General features: G+C 64.3%; 17 protein-coding genes. 10 read left to right on the top strand and 7 right to left on the bottom strand.

The genetic code is table 11. The annotated features are described in order from the left end of the window. Positions 1 to 91 precede the first annotated feature (91 nt). Positions 92 to 370: a PTS sugar transporter subunit IIB gene (locus tag NVS32_RS05680; protein ID WP_258499011.1), complete on the top strand. Its 279-nt coding sequence runs from the start codon at positions 92 to 94 to the stop codon at positions 368 to 370. 62 nt (positions 371 to 432) lie between these two features. After that, positions 433 to 1,824, top strand: a complete 1,392-nt coding sequence (ulaA, locus tag NVS32_RS05675) for a PTS ascorbate transporter subunit IIC (protein ID WP_258499010.1) — start codon at positions 433 to 435, stop codon at positions 1,822 to 1,824. 111 nt (positions 1,825 to 1,935) lie between these two features. Here ulaA and NVS32_RS05670 read toward each other — a convergent pair whose 3' ends face one another. Then, the gene (locus tag NVS32_RS05670) at positions 1,936 to 3,213 is read right to left on the bottom strand and encodes an SPFH domain-containing protein (RefSeq protein ID WP_258499009.1); all 1,278 of its coding nucleotides are present in this window, start codon (positions 3,211 to 3,213) and stop codon (positions 1,936 to 1,938) included. Positions 3,214 to 3,414: 201 nt separating this feature from the next. Here NVS32_RS05670 and NVS32_RS05665 point away from each other — a divergent pair, with 201 nt between their 5' ends. The 5 genes from NVS32_RS05665 to NVS32_RS05645 all read left to right on the top strand — a co-directional run bounded on the left by NVS32_RS05665 (position 3,415) and on the right by NVS32_RS05645 (position 9,210). Beyond that, positions 3,415 to 5,247: a hypothetical protein gene (locus tag NVS32_RS05665; protein WP_258499008.1), complete on the top strand. Its 1,833-nt coding sequence runs from the start codon at positions 3,415 to 3,417 to the stop codon at positions 5,245 to 5,247. Further along, positions 5,244 to 6,755: a sensor histidine kinase gene (locus NVS32_RS05660; protein ID WP_258499007.1), complete on the top strand. Its 1,512-nt coding sequence runs from the start codon at positions 5,244 to 5,246 to the stop codon at positions 6,753 to 6,755. Before NVS32_RS05665 ends, NVS32_RS05660 begins: the two co-directional genes overlap by 4 nt. Further along, positions 6,752 to 7,366: a response regulator transcription factor gene (locus tag NVS32_RS05655; RefSeq protein WP_258499006.1), complete on the top strand. Its 615-nt coding sequence runs from the start codon at positions 6,752 to 6,754 to the stop codon at positions 7,364 to 7,366. The genes NVS32_RS05660 and NVS32_RS05655 overlap by 4 nt, the downstream gene beginning before the upstream one ends. A 163-nt stretch (positions 7,367 to 7,529) precedes the next feature. Further along, a complete protein-coding gene (locus tag NVS32_RS05650) occupies positions 7,530 to 8,264 on the top strand; it encodes a DUF4428 domain-containing protein (protein ID WP_258499005.1) in 735 nt (244 codons plus the stop codon). Positions 8,265 to 8,346: 82 nt separating this feature from the next. Then, a complete protein-coding gene (locus NVS32_RS05645; RefSeq protein ID WP_258499004.1) occupies positions 8,347 to 9,210 on the top strand; it encodes a hypothetical protein in 864 nt (287 codons plus the stop codon). A gap of 503 nt (positions 9,211 to 9,713) precedes the next feature. Here NVS32_RS05645 and NVS32_RS05640 read toward each other — a convergent pair. Genes NVS32_RS05640 through NVS32_RS05630 form a run of 3 tightly spaced genes read right to left on the bottom strand, consistent with a single transcriptional unit; the run spans position 9,714 to position 11,049 of the window. Then, the gene (locus tag NVS32_RS05640; protein WP_258499003.1) at positions 9,714 to 10,418 is read right to left on the bottom strand and encodes a DNA alkylation repair protein; all 705 of its coding nucleotides are present in this window, start codon (positions 10,416 to 10,418) and stop codon (positions 9,714 to 9,716) included. A 24-nt stretch (positions 10,419 to 10,442) separates the two neighbouring features. After that, positions 10,443 to 10,766, bottom strand: a complete 324-nt coding sequence (locus NVS32_RS05635; RefSeq protein WP_258499002.1) for a nucleoside triphosphate pyrophosphohydrolase family protein — start codon at positions 10,764 to 10,766, stop codon at positions 10,443 to 10,445. 37 nt (positions 10,767 to 10,803) lie between these two features. Beyond that, positions 10,804 to 11,049, bottom strand: coding sequence for a hypothetical protein (locus NVS32_RS05630; RefSeq protein WP_258499001.1), 246 nt, complete (start codon positions 11,047 to 11,049; stop codon positions 10,804 to 10,806). A 240-nt stretch (positions 11,050 to 11,289) separates the two neighbouring features. Between NVS32_RS05630 and NVS32_RS05625 the strand changes: the two genes are divergently transcribed. Beyond that, the gene (locus tag NVS32_RS05625; RefSeq protein WP_258499000.1) at positions 11,290 to 12,903 is read left to right on the top strand and encodes a peptide chain release factor 3; all 1,614 of its coding nucleotides are present in this window, start codon (positions 11,290 to 11,292) and stop codon (positions 12,901 to 12,903) included. Between the two features lie 38 nt (positions 12,904 to 12,941). On the opposite strand, the gene NVS32_RS05620 is transcribed toward NVS32_RS05625, so the two are convergent. From NVS32_RS05620 to NVS32_RS05610, 3 genes are read right to left on the bottom strand one after another with little or no spacing between them, the layout of a single operon-like run. Further along, entirely contained in the window at positions 12,942 to 14,120 is a 1,179-nt protein-coding gene (locus NVS32_RS05620; RefSeq protein WP_258498999.1) for an ABC transporter permease, read from the bottom strand. Next, on the bottom strand, positions 14,107 to 15,276 hold the full coding sequence (locus NVS32_RS05615) for an ABC transporter permease (RefSeq protein WP_258498998.1): 1,170 nt from the start codon (positions 15,274 to 15,276) through the stop codon (positions 14,107 to 14,109). Before NVS32_RS05615 ends, NVS32_RS05620 begins: the two co-directional genes overlap by 14 nt. A 10-nt stretch (positions 15,277 to 15,286) precedes the next feature. Next, on the bottom strand, positions 15,287 to 16,240 hold the full coding sequence (locus NVS32_RS05610) for an ABC transporter ATP-binding protein (protein ID WP_258498997.1): 954 nt from the start codon (positions 16,238 to 16,240) through the stop codon (positions 15,287 to 15,289). A 165-nt stretch (positions 16,241 to 16,405) separates the two neighbouring features. Between NVS32_RS05610 and NVS32_RS05605 the strand changes: the two genes are divergently transcribed. Both NVS32_RS05605 and NVS32_RS05600 read left to right on the top strand, forming a co-directional pair. Beyond that, the gene (locus tag NVS32_RS05605) at positions 16,406 to 17,503 is read left to right on the top strand and encodes a sensor histidine kinase (RefSeq protein ID WP_258498996.1); all 1,098 of its coding nucleotides are present in this window, start codon (positions 16,406 to 16,408) and stop codon (positions 17,501 to 17,503) included. After that, positions 17,500 to 18,126: a response regulator gene (locus tag NVS32_RS05600; RefSeq protein WP_258498995.1), complete on the top strand. Its 627-nt coding sequence runs from the start codon at positions 17,500 to 17,502 to the stop codon at positions 18,124 to 18,126. Before NVS32_RS05605 ends, NVS32_RS05600 begins: the two co-directional genes overlap by 4 nt. Positions 18,127 to 18,139: the final 13 nt, after the last annotated feature.

The raw sequence follows: 18,139 nt of genomic DNA, 5'->3' as shown, positions 1-18,139 counted from the left end.
GCCGAGAAGGGCGACCTCGAGAGGTCGCTCCAACGGCGCGCATTCGGAACGACGCCCGCGAGAATGCGGGCTGAGGATGAAAGGAAGGAACATGCACATCATTACGGTTTGCGGCAACGGCATCGGCTCGAGCCTGATGCTCGCCGGCAAGGTGCAGGAGATTTGTGACGAGGAGGGCATTTCCGCCGACGTCGAGTCCATGGACCTGAACGGCGCCTCCTCCTCAAACCCTGACCTCTTCATCACGGTCAAGGAGCTCGCGCCCGAGCTTCACGGCAACATCGTGATCGTTCGCAGCTACGTGAACAAGAAGAAGATCCGCGAGGACGCCCTCGAGGCGATTAAGGCCGCGGCGGCAAAGGCCCAGTAGCGATGAGGTTGCGCCTGGGACCAGCAGCCAGGTGCGAGCAGTAACTATCGAAGGAGATGTATATGGACGCAGTTCTCGTCATTCTCAAGTTCTTTGAGTCTATTCTCACCAAGCCGGCGTGGATCATGGGTCTGTTCTCGTTTGTGGGCCTTGTGGCACTCAAGCGTCCCGCCCACAAGATCATGACCGGCACCCTGAAGCCCATCCTCGGCTACCTCATGCTCTCTGCGGGTGCCGGACTCATTCAGACCAACCTTGCCCCTCTCGGCACCTTCATCGAGACCGGCTTCCACATCCAGGGCGTCGTTCCCAACAACGAGGTCATCGTCTCCATGGCGCAGACGGTCCTTGGCGTCCAGACCATGGTCATCCTGATTCTCGGCTACGTGGTCAACATCCTGATCGCCCGCTTCACCAAGTTTAAGTACATCTTCCTCACCGGCCACCACAGCCTCTTCATGGCCTGCCTGCTCTCCGCCGTGCTCCAGGCCTCTGGCTTCACCGATGTTCCCCTGGTCATCACGGGCGGCCTGTTCCTCGGCCTCGTGAGCGCCATGCTCCCCGCCGTTGGCCAGCACTTCACCGAGAAGGTCACCGAGGGCGACGAGATTGCCATGGGCCACTTTGGCTCCCTTGCGTACTACATCTCCGCTGCCGTGGGCAGCATCTTCAAGAAGGATGCAGAGGAGAACAGCACCGAGAAGATCGAGGTTCCCGAGAGCCTTGCCTTCCTGCGTGACACCACCATCTCCACCGGCCTGACGATGGCGTTTTTCTACCTGCTGACCGGCATCGTCGCCTGGGTTGCCGACCCCGCCGTGGTCGACGAGCTCGCTGGTGGCGATAACTTCATCGTCTACGCCCTGACCTGCGCGCTCTCCTTCGCCGTTGGCGTCACCATCGTCTACAACGGCGTCCGCATGATCCTCGCCGACCTTGTGCCCGCCTTCCAGGGCATCTCGAACAAGCTCATCCCCGGCGCCATTCCCGCCGTCGACTGCGCCGTGTTCTTCCCGTATGCCCCCACGGCTGTCATTCTCGGCTTTGTTGCCTCCTTCATCGGCGGCGTGGTTGGCATGTTCATCGTGGGTGCCACCATGGGCGTCTTCATCATCCCCGGCATGGTTCCCCACTTCTTCTGCGGCGCAACTGCCGGCATCTTTGGCAACGCGACCGGTGGTCGCAAGGGCGCAGCACTTGGTGCCTTCGTCAACGGCCTGCTCATCACCTTCGCCCCCGCCCTGCTGCTCCCCGTTCTGAGCGTCTTCGGCTTCCAGAACACCACCTTCGGTGACTTCGACTTTGGTGTGATTGGCATCACCCTTGGCCGCACCGCTGCCGCCTTCGGTCCTACCGGCGTCTACGTCATTCTCGCCATTCTGCTCGTTGTGGCTTTTGTCCCCAACTTCATCAAGACCAAGAGCCCGGTCATCAATCACACTCCCGAGGAGTAGTGAAGCAACTGGTTCGTGTTCGGTTGTTCTCTTGCGCGGGCTCGCTGATGCGGGTCCGCGTTTTTTACGCGCCGGAGGGCTCGTTGTTGCAAGTGGCATGCCGCGCGTCGCTTACGGGCGCGGGCTACCGCAGTTGCCGCAGAAGCGCCCGGTGTTCTGGGCGCCGCACGAGCAGGTCCACGGCCCGTCAGCCGGCTGGGGCCTGGGGCTTCCGCAGTTGCCGCAGAAGCGACCGGTGTTCTGGGCGCCGCACGAGCAAGTCCAGGTCCCCGAGCCGCCCGCCGTGCCCGCGCCACCCGCCGATGCCGCGCCCGCTGCGCCGCTCGGCGTACCCGACGACGGACCGCCTCCCGCGGCGCGGCCGCCGACACCCATACCATAGAGCCCTTGCATGTTCATGCCTCCGCCCATGGCGTTGGCCATCCCCATGCCCATGAACCCCATCGCCGCACCGGCGCTGTTGGACGCCGCCATGCGCATGGCATCCGCCTGCGATGCCGCCAGGTTTGCCGCTGCCATCGTGGGATCGCGCATTACTGCGGCCTTCTGCAGCTCCTTGATCATTGCCTCGTCCTCGGGAGAGGCAACAATGGAGTTCACGCCAAACGCCGCCACCTCGATGCCGCGCATCTGCCCCCAAGACTCGGAGAGCTCCTCGTTGAGGGCCTGAGCCAGCTCCTTCGTGTGCGCGGGCACCGCCGAGTAGCGTACGCCCATGGCCGAGATGCGCGCAAACGCCGGCTGCAGCGCGGTGAGCAGTTCGCTTTTGAGCTGCGAGTCGATTTTGTCGCGCGTATAGGGCTGCTCGACGTTGCCGGACACGTTCTTGTAGAACATGAGCGGGTCGACTATTCGGTAGGAGTACTCGCCGTTGCAGCGCACGGAGATGTCAACGTCCAGCCCGATGTTGTTGTCCACCACGCGGAAGGGCACCGGAGCGGCTGTCCCGTACTTGTTGCCCACAATCTCCTTGGCGTTGAAGAAGTAGACGCGCTGGTCCTTGCCCGTGTCACCGCCAAACGAGAAGCGTGTGCCCACGCGCTCGAACGACGCCCGTATCCTCTCGCCCAGTGAGCCGCCCTCGCCAAAGAGAAGGCTTGGCTCCGTGGAGCTGTCGAACACAAACTCGCCGGGCTCGCCGCATGCCTCGACCACCGCGCCCTGCTCCACGATGATCATGTACTGACCCTCGTTCACGGCGATGATGGATCCGTTCGAGATGATGTTGTCCTCGCCGCGTGTGTTCGACGAGCGTCCCTGCGCCGAAACCCTCTTGCGTCCCTTGACCACGAGGGTATTCGCGTCAAGCGAGTCGCAGTAGAAGTATTCGCGCCAGGAGTCGGCGAGAACCCCGCCCACGGCACCCATTCCAGCTCTCAGAAGTCCCATGGTTCACGCTCCTTCGTCGTTATTTCCGTTGGGCACGGTCGCCCTCACCATCAGGGTGATTCGCATGCCCCGATGGCGGAATTACCGAACGTCCCAAAACGTCTGTCGAACGTTGGCCGCGCGACCCAAAGCGCAGTATCCGGCGCGACTAGAATGGGGCTATGGGCCGCCATTGAGGTGCGAGTGGGAGGGGGCACCCACGTGAGCAGGTCTGATGACACGTTTGCGCGAAAGGTTATCGCCGGCGCATGCGCCGGAGGGGTCCTCCTGTGCCTGGCCCTCCTCGCCATGCAGGTGTTTGGCAGCATGCCCTCGCCCAAGCCGAGCAGCACCATGCTCTTGCGCTGGTCTCCCTTCCGACCGCCGGATTCCTATGGCGTGGGGCCATCTGCCACCTCGGGATTCATGATTCTCATGGCTCCGGCAGCAGCGCTCTGGGGCTTCTCTGTCCACATGCGGTGCTCGGACGCGCAGATTCGCCACCGCCTCAAGGGCGTGGCGCTGCTCGTTGGCCTATGGATGCTCGACGTGCTCATCAAGTATCGGTGTCCCATCAATAGCCCTCAGCTCATTGCTTTTCTCTGGTACCTCTACTACGTGCCCATGACGTTCATTCCGTTGCTCTGCCTGCTGTGCGCCCTGCGCGCGGCGGCTCTGGATGCCAGGCCCTGGGCTGTATTCCTGCGACGGGTTGCCTGGGCGACAAGCTCCGCAATCATTGCCTTGGTGCTCACCAACGGCATGCACCTGCAGGTCTTCTCTTTTGACATCTCGAGGCCAGACTGGCAGGAGGTCTACGTCTACAACTGGGGCTACTGGTTTGCGGTGGCGGTCTATGTTGCGGAGTACATGGGCTTCTTTGCTCTTCTCTTGGCCGCGTCGCGTCGGAGGCTGCACGGCGTCATTGCGCTTCTCGTCATGGCGGCAGTTCCCTTTGTTGCCTACTGCCTCATGTACGCGCTGCGCCACGAGTTTGCCATCAAGACGAACTTCTCCCTCAACTACTCCCTCATAGTGGTGACGCTTCTGGAGCTTGCGCTCGACTTTGGCCTCCTGCCGTCGTACTCGTGGCATGGTGAGGCCTTCTCGCGCCTGCCCCTCGACCTCAAGGTCCTCGAAAGAGACGGCTCGGTTGCCTTTGCCACCAATTCGGCCGGTCCGGTGCCTGCTCCCGTCTTCGATCTCACGTTACGAGTCGCCCGGTCACGGACGCGCGACAGGGTCACGAGGTTCAGGACCTCCGCCATTCCGCACACGCTCTTCAAGGTCTACGGGGTGAGTGGCGGGGCGGCGCTTCTCGCCGAGGACGTGACCCTCTTGGACGAGCGCCGCCGCGTTCTTACAGAGCGTCAGGAGCGCCTGCGGAGAAGCAACGAGGTCCTTCGGCACGAGAGCGGCGTCCGTCGCGAGCTGTGGCGCCTCGAGAGCGAGGAACGCCTGCTCAGCAGTATTGAAGGGTCCATCTCGGACAAGGTGAGCCACATGCGCGAGCTTCTCGCTGCGCTGCCAAAGGGGAGCGAGGCGGGTGAGCGTGCGCAAAGGCGGGACATGCTCACCGAGGTCAAGCTCCTCGTGGCCTATTGCAAGCGCAAGGGCGCCCTGGTCCTCTCCGAGAGGAGCGATCCCGAGTTCGACCGCGACCGCCTGCAGCTCGTCTTTAACGAGACGGCATCTGACCTGCGCTCCATTGGCGTTGACTGTGCGGCAGTGGTGAACTTGGATGGCGAGCTTCCCTCCGCGGTGGTGAGCGTGCTCTACGACTGCCTGTACGACGTGGCCTCCGTTGCGCTCTTTGCTGTCGACCCGATCCTCATGCTCTTTGTGAGCGGTGACGAGAGGCACGTTGAGATGCGGGCGGCGCTGGACGTGGCACAGATGGACGCGGCGCGTCTGGAGGCCGCAGCGGCGAGCCTGCGAGAAGACCTCAAGGGTTCCCGCGGCACCCTCTCCCTCGAGCTGTCCCCAACCTCGCTCAACGCAGCGATTCGCATGCCTGTGGGAGATGCTGCGCGGGGAGGAGGCGGGGACAAGTGAACCATCTCTTCTCGATGAGGGCCTCGACGCTCATGGTTATCTGTGGGATCTCCTACCTTCTCACCGCTGGTCAGACCGTCCACGCGTGCTATGCCTCGGTACAACAGGATGGCAGATTTCGTTGGCTTCGCGTTTGGTATGAGGTCATGCTCGCCATCCACCTGCTCTTTGTCTGCGCTGTGTCGAATTCAGCGCTGGAGAACCAAGGTGCCATCCTTCTGTGGCTGCATCCCGTGCTCCTTGGCGTGGAGGTGCTGCTCTGGGCAAACGCCCTTACCGCCGTGCTGGGAGGCGTGTGCGCCATTCGCCTGCGTCGTCCCTGGATGGCGGCGGAGGTGGCGCTTCTCGCCTGCTGTACACCGCCGGTCATCGCGGCAATGGGGGAGGGCTCCTCGCTGCTCCTGATTGCAGACGTCTCGTTCTTCGCGGCGCGCGTCTTTTCATCGCTGGCACTTGACGTTCGCGACAGCAAGACCTTGGTCTCGCGTCTCTCGCTCGTAGATGCCCTGGACGCCCTGCCCGAGGGCGTGATGTGGGTAAGCGAGCGCGGCGAGGTTCTCTTCATGAACGACGCCATGCGTGGGAGCCTCACGTCGTTGGGCCTTGCGACGGACCTTGCGGACGCCCGTGGACTGTGGGAGCGGCTCGAGTCCCATGCCAGGGAGGTGGACCATGACCGCCTGATCATTGAGACTGGCTCTCAGACGGCCCGCCTCTTTGTGCACGATACGGTGGTGCTGCGAAAGCGTCGCTGCAGACGCATCATGGCGCTCGACGTGACCGAAGAGGTGGCGATCAACGCGCGTCTGGAGAGCGTCAACCGGCTCCTGGAGGCGGCGAACGAGGAGCTGCGCGCGTCGATGCAGCAGGTCCGCAAGGTGGCCGAGGCCGAGGCAATCATGCGCATGAAGGCGCGCGTGCACGACACCATCGGCTCGCGCCTCTCGATACTCCATCGCTTCCTGGAAGACGACCGCGACGGCCCGCGGACGCTTAAGCAGGTCACGGGGCTTCTCAACAGCATCGTGGATGACCTTGCCGAGACGGACCTGCCTGCCGCAAGTGCTGGCCTGGAGTCCATCTGCAGCGCCTTCTCACTTGTGGGCGTGGAGGTTCGGGTGGTGGGCGAGCTTCCGTCGGACGAGACGGTGGCCCGCGCGTTTGCGGAGATAGTCCTCGAGGCGGTGACCAACGCCGCGAAGCACGCCCAGGCGCGCCGCGTGGACGTGAGAGTCTGTCGAGGCCCTGGCGGTGCGGTGGCGCTGAGTGTGACCAACGACGGCTGTGTGCCAGAGGAAATTGTCGAGGGCACGGGCATTCCCGGCATGCGGCGGATTGCCGCGGCCGTGGGCGCCTCGTTTGACGTGAGCGCTGGGCCACCCTTCTCCGTCGAGGTCGTGTTGCCGGCGAGTGAAGATGGCACGGTATCGGAGGCGTGGGCCGGCGCGCTCGGCTCAGAGGACCAGGCATTCACCCCAGAAACCCAGGATGAGAGGGGGCGCGCATGATTCGCATCGTGCTTGTAGAGGACCAGGCAATGCTTCGGGACTCACTTGCCTGCACCATCAGCGCGCAGCAGGACATGGAGGTTGTGGCGTCTCTCGCCGATGCCGCGGATGCCCTCGAGGCAACGCGACGCACCGACGCTACCTGTGCGCTTCTCGACGTGTGCACCGAGAACGATTCGAGTGGCATCGTGGCGGCGCGCCTCATCAAGGAGGAGTTGCCTGACGTTCGGGTGGTTGTGATGACGGGGCTTCCCGAGATTACGTTTGTCGAGCGGGCCCGCGAGGCGGGCGTGGACAGCTTTGTCTACAAGAACGTGGGGACGAACGAGCTCCTTGGTATCATTCGCTCGACCATGGAGGGGTACTCCACATTTCCCCTGGCGAAGCGGGGCATCATCCCCGACGGCGTAGATCTCACGCCGGTGGAGATAGACATTCTGCGCCTTGTGTGCGAGTCAAAGACGAGAAAAGAGATCGCCCAGGAACTCTACTTGAGCGAGGGAACGGTCAAGCGACACATCTCCGAGATTCTCGCCAAGACCGGCTACGACAACATCCTGCGCCTGGCAGTCCACGCCGTCTCCAACGGTCTCATCGTCCCCGGGATGTGAGACAAAGGGACAGTCCCTTTGTCTCATTTTGGACGTCGCATCATGCCCCGTGGCCTTGGATGGGCCGCGGGGCACTTCTGTGCGCGAAGGGCTCGCGAAACAATTTGTGGTGACGAGTGTTGGGGACGCAGGCAATCGTGAGTGATGGAAAGGAGAGGCGACCATGGGACTGTTCGGAAAGATGTTCGAAAAGAAGATCTGCAGCATCTGTGGCGGCGAGATTGGGCTTCTCGGCAACCGCAAGCTCGAGGACGGCAACCTCTGCAAGGAGTGTGCCAAGAAGCTCTCGCCGTTCTTCAGTGACAGGCGAAGTTCAACGGTCGACCAGATTCGCGAGCAGCTCGACTGGCGCGAGGCCAACAAGGCACGCGTGGACGCCTTCAACGTCACGCGCACGCTGGGCTGCGACACCAAGGTGCTCCTGGATGAGGACGCCGGGCGATTCCTGGTGACCTCGGTCTCGCGCTGGCGTGACGCCAACCCGGACGTGCTAGACTTCTCGCAGGTCACGGGTTGCGACACCGAGACGCGCGAGAGTCGCACCGAGCTTTACTGGAAGGACAAGGACGGCGAGCAGCACAGCTACGAACCGCCTCGCTACGACATCGACTACGACGTCTACGTGACCATTCACGTGAACGTTCCCTACTACGACTCGATCACGTTCAAGGTGAACGACTACCGGATTGAGGAGCGCAACTCGGTGGAGTTCCGCGAGGCCGAGCGGCAGGCGGGCGAGATTCGCGATGCCCTCACGCAGCTGCGCGAGAGCGAGCGCGAGAAGGTAGCCGCCGCCTCAGCGCCAAAGACGGCGCGTACCTGCCCGTTCTGCGGTGCGACGACCATTCCAGATGCCAACGGGCGCTGTGAGTACTGCGGCGGAGCCATGGGCGCATAGCGGTTGCTTGGGTGGCGGTATGAGTGCGGTGCCATTGGAGAGCAGAAAGGAAGTGGTGAGAGTGAGTATCGGAAAGAAATGGGTGGCAATGCTGGCGTCGGTGTTTGCGCTGTGTCTAGTGCTGGCGGGGTGTGGCGGAGGCGGAGACGCGGCAAAGAACTACGTAGGTGACTGGAAGCTTACGGGCATGGAGGAGAACGGCGAGGCAACCAGTGCCGAGGACCTCAAACTCATGGAAGACATGGGGCTGGCCATCACGCTGAGTGTCAAGGAGGATAAGTCCTTCTCGCTCAACGTCATGGGCGAGGAGATGTCTGGTACGTGGGAGGCGAAGAGCGCTTCCGAGGCCACGTTCACCGTCGAGGGGCAGAGCGTTCCTGCCAAGCTCGACAATGGCGTCCTGACCCTGGAGCAGGACGGTACCAAGATGATGTTCGAGAAGGGAACGGTGTCCACAAGCGGCTCGAGCGGTGCGGCGTCTAGCGGTACCGATACGGCTACGGGAACGGCGGGGACCGGGACCGATGCCGGTACCGATACCGGGACCGCAAAGGGAACGGACGCTGGGACAACGTCGACTGACACTGGCGAAGAGACCGTAACTCCCATCGGTCAGACCATCGCCGATGATGACATCTGCTCCATCGAGGTCGTTGACAAGAAGGCCGACTGGGCCGGTGACCCTGGTTACACGCTCAAGATTACGAACAAGTCCGACAAGTCCGTCACCGCCATCGCCCAGTACGGAACGTTCTCGGTTGACGGCAAGATGGTGGATCCCCTGCTGGTAGAAACAATTCAGCCCGGGAAGTACGTCGAGTGCTTCATGTGGTTTAGCGACGATGACGTTGCGAGCCTTGACCAGCTGGTGAACGTCGAGGGCGTCATCGAGGTCTACGATGACGATACGTATGACACGCTGGGCGAGTATCCGTTTGTCTTCTAGTGTGCGTTCGCCGCGTGCTTGCGTTGGGGGTTGGCCCCGGGTCCGTGCGGCCCGGGGCTGTTTGCTGGCGCCAGAGGTGCGGTGTTCGCGGCTAGTACGTAGAAAAGTGGCCCTACGGCGTCGCTCCTTCGCGAATTGTGCGGCTCTGCCCAAAATTTGCGGTTGACGGCCCATTTTGGGCGAATCGACGAGTACGAAGACACTAACTTTTTGCGGAGCCGCAGGTAGCGAAATGGCACCTGTGGGGTGATACTAAGCGGAACCTCCGAAAAAGGCCGTCAACCGCAACTTTTGAACACGAGGTCACGCCGGAAGTCCGGGAAAGCCTACGGGGAGCCGGGTTCATCCACTGGAAAATGGCAGGGAGGGCCAGACCCATCCCTGGCAAGAGTCGGAGAATATCGCTATCTCTGAAACGGCTGCAGCGTTTTCCCAGTTGAGGTGTGCCAGTTTTAAGAGAGAGCGATATTCTCCGCGGTTCGCAGGCGGCGCAGATACCGCACCTACCTCCGCAGGCGGCGCAGCGCGTCCTTGGTCTCTGCGGGCACACGCAGGCTCTCGATTCCCTTGCGGATGGCCATGCGCCGAAGCTGCGGGTCAAGCTCGGACGACGCAATGGCCTCCAGGGCGTCCTCCTCATGGGGAACGAGCGCCTCCGTCAGGTACCAGGCGATCATCATGCGCACGTAGTACTCGCCGTTGTCCGCGGCCACGGCCAGGTGCAGCTGCGAGGGGTGAAAACCCTCGCCGAGAAGGTCGCGCATGAGGATCGATACGCCAAAGCGCCTGGTGAAGGTGTGTTCCGAGGCCATCCAACGCTGGGCGAGAGGCAAAAGCACCTCTTGCTGTTGCCCGCCCAGGGCCTTTTCGTTGTGGAACGCGCGCGGGTTAAGCGCGTCGCACACGCACCAGTTGTCCACAAAGGGGAGAAGCGCGTCCAACAGGCGCACCGCGTCGGCGACCTCGCTCGTCTCGTTAAGCACGAAGGCGTGCACCAGGTACCCCTCGTACCAGCGGTGGGGCAGCTCGGCGAGAAACGCGTCACGGTCACCCGAGCGAGAGACCTCCCGCGCAAGACGGCGTAGCTTGGGCACCCGGACGCCCAGCATGGTGGCAGGGTCCGCCGTTGCAACTACTCGGGCGTTGAACTCCCGGTACTGTCCGTCCTTGTCGGCTAGCTCGCGCAGCCTGTCCTCGACCCACTGCATGGGAACCGCCCTCCGCAAGCTGCGCTATGACGCATCCTCAATGCCTAGGCTGCGCTGCCTCTCGGCAAGGAACTCTGCCACGCACTCGTCGAGGCTCAGCCCCGTGCGCTCCGCCAGGACCGCGAGCCACCACACGCACTCGCCGACCTTCGCGGGCAGGGTGACGTCGCCGGACGAGGGCCAGCGGCCCTCCTCGTCCATAATCAGTCGCCCTACCAGGCCCGCGTCGGTGAGAAAGGCAAGCGCGTCCTCCTCGGCTGTCCACTCGGAACCGTGGATCTGACGTTCAAGCTCGTGATGGCGTGCGCGAATCGCGACGGACTGTCGCTGCGCCTCGCTTGGCTCCATGTTTGCTCTCCTCGTTTGGCGTCGCGTGCCGTTTGCCCTACATGACGCAGCTGGTGCCACGCTCTCCGCGGTTCGCGTCGCCAAGCACGTAGGTCGTGCTTGCTCGGGCCATGTTGAGCTCCGCCAGCTCAAGCTCGCCGTCAATGTAGGGCTGGTAGAACTTGTCGATGCCGCAGGCGTCAAGCGAGCAGTCCCCGCAGTCGTCGCCCCAGGCAAGCGCCTCGGCTACGATATGGATGCGCTCCTCGCGCGTGGTGTCCGCAATCTTCGTACTTCTCGTCATGCGCGCCTCCTTGGCCTTTGCCCCCAGTATGGCACGACGGGCGCAATTGAGCTCCCCGGGGTCTTGCCGCATGGGGTGCCTCCGCATTCGCTTCTCGTATCCACCAACATAGGAGGTGAACGTCGATTCGCTTCCGTTAGCGAGCTCGCCCGTCTCGGCATTTTGTGCAATGCCCACCGCATGGCCCTGTGTTAGCTACAATACGCGAGGTCAGTTGCATAGAAACAAGATGGGAAGCACATGCCTAGCATTGCGAAACAGGTGGCCTCGCGGCGCACCTTTGCCATAATCTCGCACCCGGACGCCGGCAAGACAACGCTCACCGAGAAGCTCCTGCTCTACACCGGCAGCATCCAGACGGCCGGCTCGGTCAAGGGCAAGGCCAGCGCGCGCCACGCGGTCTCTGACTGGATGGACATCGAGAAGGAGCGCGGCATCTCCGTGACCTCCTCCGTCCTGCAGTTCACCTACGACGGCGCCTGCGTGAACATCCTCGACACCCCTGGCCACCAGGACTTCTCCGAGGACACCTACCGCACGCTCATGGCGGCGGACGCGGCGGTTATGGTCATCGATGGCGCGAAGGGCGTCGAGGCCCAGACCATCAAGCTCTTCAAGGTTTGCACGCTGCGCCACATCCCCATCTTCACTTTTGTGAACAAGCTCGACCACGACACACGCGACCCCTTCGATCTCATGGAGGAGATCGAGGACGTCCTGGGGATTGGCACCTACCCCATGACCTGGCCCATTGGCTCTGGCCGCAACTTCAAGGGCGTCTTTGACCGCAATTCTCGCCGCGTTATTGCCTTCGAGGGCGATGGCCACGCAAATGCCACCAAGAAGGTAGGCGAGATCGAGGCCGAGCTGGGCGACCCCGCGCTGGACGAGCTTATCGGCGAGGAGAACCACAAGAACCTGATGGATGACATCGAGCTGCTCGATGGCGCGGATAACGAGTTTGACCTCGACGCCGTTCGCCACGGGCGCCTGACCCCGGTGTTCTTTGGCTCGGCCCTCACCAACTTTGGCGTTGAGCCGTTCCTCAAGGACTTCCTGCGCCTGGCCCCGCCGCCGCTCTCCTACACCGACACGCTGAGCGACGAGCCGGTGGAGCCCTCGCGCGACGAGTTCTCGGGCTTTGTCTTCAAGATCCAGGCCAACATGGACCGCCGCCACCGCGACCGCATCGCGTTTGTGCGCATCTGCTCGGGGAAGTTCGAGCGCGGCATGGACGCCTACCACGTGCAGGGCGACCGCACCATCAAGCTTGCAACCGGTACGGCGATGATGGCTGACGACCGCGCCACCGTGGACGAGGCCTACGCAGGCGACATCGTGGGCCTCTTCGACCCGGGCCTCTTCTCGATTGGCGACACCATCTGCGCGCCGGGCATGCGCGTGCAGTACCCGCCCATCCCCACCTTCGCGCCCGAGCACTTTGCGCGCATCACGCAGGTGGACACCCTCAAGCGCAAGCAGTTCGTGAAGGGCATGGAGGAGCTGGCGCAGGAGGGCGCGATTCAAATCTTCCGCGAACTGGGCACCGGTCTGGAGAGCGTGATTGTGGGCGCCGTGGGCGTGCTGCAGTTTGAGGTGCTGGAGCAGCGCCTTAGGAGCGAGTATCACGTCGAGGTGAGCAGGACGTCATTGCCGTACTCGATCATCCGCTGGATCCAGAACTCGCCTGAGGAGCTGGACGTGCGCACACTCAAGCTCACGCGCGAGACCTGCCGCGTGGAGGACATGCGCGGCGGCCGCCTGCTGCTGTTCACGAGCGACTGGAATCTGGATTGGGCCATCGAGCACAACCCCGGCCTGCGTCTCTCGGAGTTTGGCAACGTCACGTTCTAGCCCGCCGCGGGATTGATTTACCTGGTAATGGAATCCCGTTACCTGGTAACTGAATCCCGTCCCAGAGCCAGGCCAACTAGGACGGCGGCCACGCCAAACAGGGTGCAGACGCCAAGGTCCCCCACAAGCGGCATCACGGTCGCGCCACTCACCTCGCCCATGCCCGCCGCGCCATCGATCACCAGCGTCGCCCAGTACGCCGGCGTGAAGTGTGCCACGGCGAGAAGCCCGTCGGGCAGCAGCGAGAGACCCGTCCACGCCCCGCCGAGAAACGACATCACCATGCCCAGGATGTTCGCCAGCGCGTTGGCGGCGTTCTCGCTCACGCCAAGCTGCCCCGCAAGAAAGCCGATGCTCGCCGACACCAGCGCGTAGACGAGAAGTGCCGCCCCCACAAGCGCCAGCTGCACGGGCGAGCTTGTCAGCGCAGAGCCGCCCAGCACCGCGACCTCAAGCCCAAAGTTCCACGCCCAGGCGATGAGGGCAATCACTACGCAGGCACCAAACAGCGCCAGGTTGCGCGCGCGGGCCGGCTCGGGCGAGGCAAGCCTGCGGTCTCGCACAGGCCTGCGTCCCACGGAGGACATGAGCACCGCAATGCAGACCATCGCGCTCGAGAAGATGGGATACGAGGCAAACTCCGCCGCTGTGACGATGCTCGTGGGCAAGGGCGACGCGGCCTGCTCGACCATGCTCACCTGGGTGGATCCCTCCCATGCGGCGTCCGTGGCGGCAATCACGTTTGCAGCGCTGCCGCCCAGCGTTGCCGCCATGCCGTAGAGTCCGTCGGCGTAGCCGGTGACCTCGATGTCTAGCAGGCGCCCCATGCCAGAGTAGTACGACACATAGGTCTCGAGGTCGGGCGCCTGCGTGCCCCGCCGCGCGGCGTCCATCAGCTCCTCGCCCCAGCCCTCGGGAATAACGAGCAGGTAGCTCACCTGGTCGCGTGCCACTGCGTCTTGGATGGCGCGCTTCTCGTCCGTCACCTGCACTTGGTTGTTGCCCTGAAGCACATGCTGTGCGAGCGCGGCGGAGAGCTCGGAGCCGTCGCGGTCGATCACGGCAACGTTTGCGGGCGCAACCTGGAACTCGCCCGCAGTCCCGGAGTACGAGGAGAGCCCGATGATCACGCCGACGAGCGAAAGCATGACCAGGTAGATGGCTATGTAGACCCGGTGGGAGAGAAAGATCTTGAGGTAGGTCCTAAAGGTGGTCATACGAGGTCCTCCTCATGCGGAAAGACGCCAGGGCGAGAAACGCGAGCGCCATTATCAGCAGCGCGGCAACGCTCTCGAGAAAGGCGTCGGGAGTGTCGTAGTAGAGCAGTGCGTAGAAGCTGTTGGTTGTCTGCCAGAGGGGGTTTGCGTGCGCGAGGGCCGGTGCCGCGGCCTCGATCGCGTCCGCGAGCTGCTGCGAGGACGTGCCGTATAGGCCCGTGAAGAGCGAGAGCAGGCAGGTTATGCCGGATATCATGCCCGTCTCCATGCGCGGGACGGTCCCGCAGAGGGCGCCCGCTGCGCATGCCATGAGCGAGGACGCGGCAAGGGCAACCACCACGCCGTGGGTGTCGCTTCCAAACGAGACGCCCGCCACGCCCCGCATGAAGAGGACTGCCACCAGAAGGCACGCAAACTCGCAGAGCCATGCGCCGAGAAGCGCGCCCACAAGCATGCGCCAGCGGGGCACGGCGGCCAGCGACTGCCGGGCTCCCAACGGGCCTGCGGTTGGAAGGAGCCTCCGCACCGACTCCATGGCGGCGGTTGCCCCCATGCCCGCGGCCATAGCGAGAAGCGCGTAGTAGTAGCGCGCGTCGGGGCTGGGCGGGTTCTTGGTTGCCGTGAGCCGCACCGTCTGGACGGCGCTCTTGGTGAAGGCGCCGATGGCCTCGCCCGTGGCGAGAAGCTCCGGCCGCGTGGCTGCGACCTTCTCGACCGCCGCACGTGTGTGCTGGTAGGTGTCCAGTACCTCGGCAAGAACCGATGTGGGGAGAGTGCCGTTCTCAGAGAGGCTCGCGTTGGTCACATGGAGCTGCGGCGTGCCGTCTACGTCTACGGTGAGATAGGCGTCTACCTCGGCCGCGTTAGCGGCGGCTTCGGCGTCTGCGGCGCTTTCGTAGTAGGCCACGTCGCAGATGCGGTCGCTCGACGCAGGGTCCGAGATGGCCTGGATCGTCTCGTCCAGGCTCAGGGCGGCCGAATAGTTCTTGTCGCGCACCACGCCCAGCGTGGAGCCCACGGTGGTGTAGGCGTCCTGGATCCCGGAGAACATGCCCATGAAGATGAAGGTCATGATCACGGGAAAGGCCAGCGCCCACACGAGAAGGGCCTTGTCGCGCGCAAGCGAGAGCACGCAGTTCTTTAGGCTGGCGAGCATCGCTGCCCCCTTATGCCTCGTCGCGCAGGGCGCGACCGGTGATCTCGAGGAAGACGTCGTTCAAGGTGGGCGGCTCGGAAAGCACGCGCCCGTATGAGAGGTCGTTCTCCGCCAGCACGCCCAGAACGTCTGCCAGGTTGTGCGCGCCCGAGGCACACTGCACGCGCAGAATGCCCGCGTCCACCTCGGCGAAGCGCACGTGGGGGAGGGACCGCACGCGCTCGAGGGTCGCCTCGTCCATCTCGCCCACCTCGACGGAGACCTTCTCGCCCGTGCCGATCATGCCCTTGAGCTCGTCGGCGGTGCCGCTGGCAGCGCTGCGGCCGTGGTCCATGATCATGATGCGCGAGCAGAGCCGCTCGACCTCCTCCATGTAGTGCGAGGTGTAGATCACGGTGGCGCCCTCGGCGTTCAGGCGCTCGATGCCCGAGAGGATCGACTCGCGGCTCTGCGGGTCTACGGCCACGGTGGGCTCGTCCATGATGATGAGCTCGGGCCGGTGCGCGATGCCACAGGCAATGTTGAGGCGCCTAAGCAGGCCGCCGGAGAGCTTCTTTGGGCGGAAGCCCTCGAATTTCTGGAGCCCCACAAAGTCGATGGCCGCGTCGACCAGCTCGCGGCGGCGCGCGCGGTCTCTCACGTAGAGCGCGCAGAAGCTGTCCACGTTCTCGCGCACGGTGAGCTCGTCGAAGACGGCGACCTCCTGCGGAACCACGCCAATGCGGCGTTTGAGCTGGTAGCTGGTGGGGCGCATGGGCTGGCCAAAGAGCTCGATCTCTCCGTGGTCGTACGAGAGGAGCTGCAGGATGCAGTTGATGGTCGTGGTCTTGCCCGAGCCGTTGGGGCCGAGAAGCCCAAAGACCTCGCCGGGAGCGATGTCCAGCGACAGGTGGTCCACCGCCACCAGCTCCCCGTAGCGCTTGACCAGGTTGCGAATGCGAACGACCGCCTCGTTAGACGCCATGCCGGCTCCTCTCGTCTGCTCTGGTGAAAGTGTCGCGTAGCGGGCGGCGCGTGGGAAGTGAGCGACGTCACCGGTTGCGCCGGTGGGGCGTGACAAATGTCATGGGTTTGGCCGGCTGGGGGCAAGAGCCGAGGCTGTGCGTCTGGCGTCCGTATAATTGCGGCCATGGAGAGAATTGCCGACAAGTGCGTGGTGCTTCTCGCCTGTCTGGCACTTGTGGTGCTGGCAGGCTCGGTGGATGCCGTGCGCGTGGTGGCGCTGCTTGTCGCCCTGGGCGCGAGCGCCTGCTTTGAGCTTGCGCGCGGCCGCCGGCCGGCTGTTGCCGAGGCCGCGTGCTGCGTGGCGTGCGCGCTGGCGGCGCTGGTGCCGGGGGCGTGGGTGGCGCTGCCGCTTACTTGCTACGACCTGCCCCGCGTTCGCTCACGCTGGGCGTTGGCGGTGGCGCCGTGCTGCGTTGGGTGGGCGTGGGCGGCCGGTGTGCCCGCGACCACGGCGGGGGTCCTTCTCGCCCTGGTTGCGTGCTCGATGGCGCTCTCGTGGCGCTGCGGGCGCGCCGTTGGGCTGGGGCGCCAGCTCCACGCCCTGCAGGACGACCTTCAGGACAAGGTCATCGACCTGCGCGAGAAGAACCGCGAGCTAGAGGACGCGCGCGTGTACGAGTCCCATGCCGCCGCGCTGGCCGAGCGGACGCGCATCGCGCGAGAGATCCACGACTCCGTGGGCCACCAGCTCACCCGGCTGGTGCTCGAGGTGGAGGCTCTGAAGGTGGTGCACCGCGACGAACCTTCCGCCGTCGAGGAGCTTGGCGAGCTTTCGGACGGCCTGGGCGAGGCGCTTACCTCCATGCGCACGAGTGTCCATGCACTGGAGGACTCCACTCTTGACGTGGGTGTTGAGCTCAACCGGCTTGCCGGCCAGAGCGGCATTACGCACGTGGATGTGGACTGTGGCCTTGAAGGCGCGCCGCCCGCCGAGGTGAGCCGCTGCCTGGTTGCCGTGACGCGCGAGGCGCTCACGAACGCGGCTCGCCATGCGCACGCCGCGCACGCGACGGTGCACGTCACGGGGTTTCCCGGCATCTGGCAGCTGCGCGTCGAGAACGACGGTGACGTGCCCGCAGACGTGACCGGCCTCGAGGGGCGCGGCATGGGCCTGCGCGGTATGCGCGAGCGCGTGGAGGGGCTTGGCGGTACGCTACTGGTGAAGTCGGACGGGCGGCGCTTCTCGGTGTTTGCGTCGATTCCCAGGAAGGGGCAGGCATGAGGGTCATCGTGGTGGACGACGACGCCATTGTGGTGCGCTCGCTCTCGACCATCCTTGGCGCGGAGCCGGACATAGAGGTTGCGGGCACGGGGACAAGCGGGGAGGAGGCCGTCTCGCTTTTCTCGATGTGCGAGCCCGACGTGGTGCTCATGGACATCCAGATGCCTGGCGTAGACGGCCTGAGCGCTGCCGAGAAGATTCTGGCCGCCAATCCCGCGGCGCGGGTGGTCTTTCTCACCACCTTCTCCGACGACGACTACATTGTGCGGGCGCTGCGGCTGGGCGCTCGCGGCTACCTCATCAAGCAGGACGTGGGAACGATCGCGCCGGCGCTGCGGTCCGTGATGGCTGGGCAGAGCGTGCTTGAGGGCGAGGTGCTGGCACGGGCGGCGGCGCTCTCGGCCGACTGCGTGCGGCCGCAGCGAGAGGAGCCCGAGATGCGCGGCCTCACCGAGCGCGAGCGCGAGGTGGTGCGCGCCATTGCCGACGGGATGAGCAACGTGGAGGTTGCCGCTGCGCTCTACATGAGCGAGGGGACGGTGCGTAACCACATCTCGTCGATCCTCGCGAAGCTGGGGCTGCGCAACCGCACGCAGATTGCGGTGTACTACTACCGGGGCTAGGGCGCCCCGACGG

The sequence above is a fragment of the Tractidigestivibacter montrealensis genome (assembly GCF_024741235.1).
Lineage (GTDB): Bacteria > Actinomycetota > Coriobacteriia > Coriobacteriales > Atopobiaceae > Tractidigestivibacter > Tractidigestivibacter montrealensis.
Note: the sequence above shows the minus strand (reverse complement) of the source record. Positions and strands in the feature narration are given on the sequence as shown.